We start from the raw sequence: 5,410 nt of genomic DNA, 5'->3' as shown, positions 1-5,410 counted from the left end.
GGGTGGGGGGGCGTGGCGAAGTGCGGTGACGGCTCCTGCCACGGGTGAGGGGAGCCGTCCGGACTGCCCGTGCCCTGCTTCCGGTGGGGAAGCCCCATGTCCATGTGCTGCCTCAGCTCCCTGACGCCCCGACGTGCCGGCCTGGTGGGGCCGACACCCTCCTGCCTCCAATCTAGCGGCCGACCACCTCAGTTGGTCCACGCCCGCGCTTGAAGGGGGTCGTGCGGTGAGTGGGGGCACCGGCCTCGGCCTTGCTGGGCGGGGCGGCGGCGGTCGCGTCGGGCTCGCCGCCTATGTCCGTGGTGGCCAACCGGCGCACCACACTTCTCCGGAGCGGAGCATGTGTCGGTCGCGTACGTGCCCCTAGCCTGCGAAGTACGAGACCCCCGTTTCTCCCGAGGAGTGCGTTATGACCGCAATGACTGAACTGTCCGGAGGGCCCACCCTCCCCCAGGAGCGGCGCGTCGTCACCGCCATTCCCGGGCCGAAGTCGCAGGAGCTGATGGCACGCAAGCAGGCCTCGGTCGCCAGTGGCGTCGGGACGGTGCTGCCGGTCTTCGCGCGGCGTGCGGGCGGCGGTGTCCTGGAGGACGTGGACGGGAACTCGTTCATCGACCTCGGTTCCGGCATCGCCGTGACCTCTGTCGGCAACAGCGCGGAAGCCGTGGTTCGCCGCGCGACGGAACAGCTCAACGACTTCACGCACACCTGTGCGATGGTCGCCCCGTACGAGCCGTACGTGCGGGTCTGTGAGGAGTTGGCCGCGCTCACGCCTGGGGACCACGCGAAGAAGAGCGCACTGTTCAACTCGGGTGCGGAAGCGGTCGAGAACGCTGTGAAGGTCGCCCGTGCGCACACCGGCCGCCAGGCGGTCGTCGTCTTCGACCACGGCTACCACGGCCGGACCAACCTGACGATGGCGCTCACCTCCAAGAACATGCCGTACAAGCACAGCTTCGGCCCGTTCGCCCCCGAGGTGTACCGCGTCCCCGTCGCCTACCCCTACCGCTGGCTGACCGGCCCGGAGAACTGCGCCGAGGAGGCGGCGGCCCAGGCCATCGACCAGATCACCAAGCAGATCGGCGCCGACAACGTCGCGGCGATCATCATCGAGCCTGTACTGGGCGAGGGCGGCTTCATCGTTCCGGCTAAGGGCTTCCTTCCGCGCGTACAGCAGTTCGCGCGGGACAACGGCATCGTCTTCGTGGCGGACGAGATCCAGTCGGGCTTCTGCCGCACAGGCCAGTGGTTCGCCTGTGAGGACGAGGGGCTGGTCCCGGACCTGATCACCACGGCCAAGGGCATCGCGGGCGGCCTGCCGCTGGCGGCCGTCACCGGGCGTGCCGAGATCATGGACTCCGCGCACAGCGGCGGCCTCGGCGGCACCTACGGCGGCAACCCGGTGGCGTGCGCGGCGGCGCTCGGTTCGATCGAGACGATGCGCGAGCTCGACCTGCCCGCCAAGGCCCGGCGCATCGAGGAGATCATGAAGCCGCGGCTGGAGAAGATCGCGGAGCAGTCCGACATCATCGGCGAGGTGCGCGGGCGCGGTGCGATGCTCGCCATCGAGCTGGTCAAGCCCGGCGGCAAGGAGCCCAACCCGGAGGCCACCGCGGCGCTCGCCAAGGCGTGCCACCAGCAGGGGCTGCTGATCCTGACGACCGGTACGTACGGCAACGTCGTCCGCTTCCTGCCGCCGCTGGTCATCGGCGAGGAACTGCTCAACGAGGGTCTCGACATCCTGGAGGACGCGCTCTCGGGCCTGTGAGGGCCGACGGGGCTCGGTGACCCACCCACCGGAAGTGGGGGGGGGSACTCACTCAGSCCCCCCCACTTCCGCGTTGCCGCACTTCCGCACTTCCGCGTTGCCCGCACTTCCGCGTTGCCCGCGCTCCCGCACGTCCACGCTCCCGGCCGCCGGGCCGCCCGGGCCGTCCCCCGGTAACGTGAGGTCTCAGCGACAGGCGGCGAAGCGTTGTCCTGCGGCTGTGCCCGTTGCGGGCGTCGTGGGCGTTGACCAGCAAGGGAGCGGTGCCGGGTGAAGAATGTGTGCGGGGCCGATGTCCGGTGCGTGTCCCATCTGTCGGGTCACGCTCGCCTGCCGTACGGTTTTCCGTGTTGCCGGGATGCGGGGAGGAACCACCCCGGTGTCCCGGTCCGAGCCCGTCTTTCCCCGAGACCGGCCCGGTCGTGCCCTCGCGCACGTATCTCCTCGATCGGATGACGGCTTGTCCCACACCCCCCGGGACCTGTACGAGCCCGGTCGAGACGGCCGCCCCGGAATCCCCCCGGTTCCTGGGCGGCCCAGCGCGTCGATGCCCGATTCCGCCCGCTCCTCTTCTGCCGTTCCCGTACTGCGGTTGATTGCTTGCCTGCTGTGCGGTGCTCTTTCCGCGCTGTTCACCTGGCAGGTACTCACGCGAGGGCAGCTGTTCCGCTGGGACGAGGAGTTGGGTGACGGTATGCGGGCGGCAGCTCCGCCCCGGGCGGCGGCCGAGTTGCTGTCGGACCTCGGCAATATGACGGTGGCTCTGCCGGTACTGGCTGTCGCCATGGCTCTTGCGCTCTGGCTCACCCGGGGCCGCGGCTGGCGGCCGGTGCTCTGCTACGCCTCGGCCATGGTCGTCATGGCGCTGGTCGTCACGGGGATGAAGAGTTGGACGGACCGTACAGGCCCCTTGGGAGGCGGCGGTTTCTACCCCTCGGGGCATGCCGCCACCACCGCGGTGGCTCTCGGTGGAGCACTGCTTCTGCTGGCGGGCTGGCTCTCCCGCGCGCTGCTGGTGGTGGCGTGGGCGGGCGTCGTGGTGCTCTCCCTGGGCAACGGGCTGGGGCTGGTGTGGCGGGGCTACCACTGGCCGCTGGACGTCGCGGCCAGTTGGTGCCTCGGCGTGCTGCTGCTCTGTTCGGCCGCCGCACTGGCCCGTCGTACGTCTCGGCGGGCGTCTCCTCCTGCCCCGCCCCCCCCTCCCGCATCGGAGTCCTCGGCCTGACCCCCCGGGCCGGCGGTCACGTGGCCCGCAGCAGCGTGACCCGCGGCGGCGTGACCCGCGGCCGTCAGCTGTCGAAGCCCATGCCGACCTTGTCCATCGCCTTCAGCCACAGGTTGCGCCGTCCCGCCTGCGCGTCCGAGCGGGCCAGCGACCACTGGGTGATGCCGATGCCGGCCCAGCGCACCGGTTCGGGCGGGAAGGGCAGTGGCTTCTTGCGGACCATCTCCAGCGCGGTGCGCTCGGTGCGGCGGCCGGCGAGGAGGTCGAGCATCACCTCGGCGCCGAAACGGGTGGCACCGACACCGAGTCCCGTGTAGCCGAGCGCGTAGCTGACGCGTCCGTCCATGGCGGTGCCGAAGAAGGGCGAGAAGCGCGAGCAGGTGTCGATGGCGCCGCCCCAGCGGTGGCTGAAACGCAGGCCCTCCAGTTGCGGGAAGCAGCGGAAGAAGTGCTCGGCGAGCTTGGCGAACGTCTCGGGGCGCTGGTGGTACTCGCGGGAGATGCGGCTGCCGTAGTGGTACAGCACGTCGTAGCCGCCCCACAGGATGCGCTTGTCCGGGGTGATGCGGAAGTAGTGGAAGTGGTTGGCGCTGTCACCGAGGCCCTGGCGGTTGCGCCAGCCGATGGCGGCCTGCTGCTCGTCGTTCAGGGGTTCGGTCATCAGGGCGTAGTCGTAGACGGGGACGACGTAGGGCCGTACCCGGCGCAGGAGGGAGGGGAACGCGTTGGTGCCGAGCGCGACGTGCCGTGCGCGGACGCGCCCGTAGGGCGTGCCGACGGCCACCTGGGCGCCTCGGGCGTCCAGCCGGGTGGCGGGCGTGTGTTCGTGGATGCGGACTCCGGCCCGTTCGCAGGCGCGTTTGAGGCCCCAGGCCATCCGGGCGGGGTTGAGCATGGCGACGCCGGTGCGGTCCCACAGGCCGGCCAGGAAGGTGGGCGAGTCGACCTCGGCGCGTACCGCGTGCTCGTCCAGGAAGGTCAGCCCCTCCCCCACGCCCCGTTCCCGCGCCTCGTGTGCCCACTCCTCCAGTTCGGCCACCTGGTAGGGCTCGGTGGCCACGCTGATCTCGCCGGTGCGCTCGAAGTCGCAGTCGATGTCGTAGCGCGCGACGGCTTCCTCGATGGCGTCGAGGTTGCGCTGGCCGAGCCTCTCCAGGCGGGCGATCTCGCCGGGCCAGCGGGTGAGGCCGTTACCGAATCCGTGGGTGAGTGAGGCCGCGCAGAAGCCGCCGTTGCGTCCTGAGGCGGCCCAGCCGACCTCCTCGCTCTCGATGAGCACCACGTCGCGGTGCGGGTCGCGCTCCTTGGCGAGCAGCGCCGTCCACAGACCGCTGTAGCCTCCGCCGACGACGAGCAGGTCGCAGTGCTCGTCGCCGACGAGGGCGGGGCGCGCGGTCGGGCGGTGTGCGGGGTCGTCCAGCCAGAACGGCGCGGGCTGGGCGTCGGCGAGAGAGCGGAGGGCAGCTGGGGAGGCCACGGCATCGCTCACGGTTATCGGCTCCTTGTTCTCATACACGAGTGCGAGCCCGCGGCTGCGGAGCTCGCCGCGGCGAGCGGGCTTCGGCTCGCCGTGGGGGGAGCGGCGTCAGGACTTCTTACGCCGGTTGGCCGCGATCTGGCCGCCGAGCACGATGGCGACGGCCAGGACGAACATCGCCGAGCCGATGACGTTCACCTGTACCGGCACGCCCCGCTGCGCGGCGCCCCACACGAACATCGGGAAGGTGACCGTCGAGGGGCCCGCGTTGAACTGGGTGATGATGAAGTCGTCGAAGGACAGCGCGAAGCTGAGCATGGCGCCCGCGGCGATACCGGGCGCCGCGAGCGGCAGCGTGACGCGCCAGAACGTCTGGAAGGGGCCGGCGTACAGGTCCCGTGCGGCCTCTTCGAGCCGGGGGTCCATGCTCATCACCCGCGCCTTGACGGCGACGACGACGAAGCTGAGGCAGAACATGACGTGGGCGATGAGAATCGTGAGGAAGCCGAACTCGATGCGCATGTTGAGGAAGAGGGTGCCGAGGGAGGCGGCCATCACGACCTCGGGCATGGCCATCGGCAGGAAGATCAGCGCATTGGTGGTGCTCTTGCCGCGGAAGCGGTAGCGGGCCAGGGCGAAGGCGGCGAAGGTCCCGAACGCGGTGGCGAGCAGCGTGGCGAGCACCGCGATCCGGAGGCTGAGCCCGAGCGAGCCGCACAGGTTGGCGACTCCGCAGGGGTCCGTCCAGGCGTCCGTGGAGAAGGCCTGCCAGGCGTAGTTGAACCGGCCTGCGGGCTTGTTGAAGGAGAACACCAGGACGACCACGTTCGGGAGCAGCAGGTACGCCAGTGCGGCGCACCCGGCCAGGACCACGGCGTTCCTGCGCAGCCAGCGCAGCGGTGCGCCCAGAGGCCGCGGGGCAGCGGACACGGGGGTGGGC

Annotated in this window: 4 protein-coding genes; 2 read left to right on the top strand and 2 right to left on the bottom strand. The window is 70.8% G+C overall.

The window, feature by feature from the left end; translation table 11 throughout:
* Nucleotides 1-418 precede the first annotated feature (418 nt).
* Nucleotides 419-1,768 carry a 4-aminobutyrate--2-oxoglutarate transaminase gene (gene gabT / locus AB8Z75_RS31245; protein WP_369207916.1) on the top strand — a complete coding sequence of 450 codons (1,350 nt, stop codon included), beginning with the start codon at nt 419-421 and terminating at the stop codon, nt 1,766-1,768.
* A gap of 547 nt (nt 1,769-2,315) precedes the next feature.
* Nucleotides 2,316-2,993, top strand: a complete 678-nt coding sequence (locus tag AB8Z75_RS31240) for a phosphatase PAP2 family protein (RefSeq protein ID WP_369207912.1) — start codon at nt 2,316-2,318, stop codon at nt 2,991-2,993.
* 64 nt (nt 2,994-3,057) lie between these two features.
* Here the strand turns inward: AB8Z75_RS31240 and AB8Z75_RS31235 are convergent, their stop codons facing one another.
* Both AB8Z75_RS31235 and AB8Z75_RS31230 read right to left on the bottom strand, forming a co-directional pair.
* On the bottom strand, nt 3,058-4,482 hold the full coding sequence (locus AB8Z75_RS31235; protein ID WP_369207910.1) for an NAD(P)/FAD-dependent oxidoreductase: 1,425 nt from the start codon (nt 4,480-4,482) through the stop codon (nt 3,058-3,060).
* Nucleotides 4,483-4,578: 96 nt separating this feature from the next.
* The gene (locus AB8Z75_RS31230; RefSeq protein ID WP_369207914.1) at nt 4,579-5,367 is read right to left on the bottom strand and encodes an ABC transporter permease; all 789 of its coding nucleotides are present in this window, start codon (nt 5,365-5,367) and stop codon (nt 4,579-4,581) included.
* Nucleotides 5,368-5,410 lie beyond the last annotated feature (43 nt).

The sequence above is a fragment of the Streptomyces sp. PU-14G genome, from assembly GCF_041028275.1.
Taxonomy (GTDB): Bacteria; Actinomycetota; Actinomycetes; order Streptomycetales; family Streptomycetaceae; genus Streptomyces.
The sequence above is the reverse complement of the archived record's forward strand: the minus strand, read 5'-3'. Positions and strand labels throughout refer to the sequence as shown.

What these genes read in the sequence shown, in the direction of transcription:
- gabT (WP_369207916.1), top strand. Translation starts at nt 419, where the DNA reads ATGACTGAACTGTCCGGAGGGCCCACCCTCCCCCAGGAGCGGCGCGTC.
- AB8Z75_RS31240 (WP_369207912.1), top strand. Translation starts at nt 2,316, where the DNA reads ATGCCCGATTCCGCCCGCTCCTCTTCTGCCGTTCCCGTACTGCGGTTG.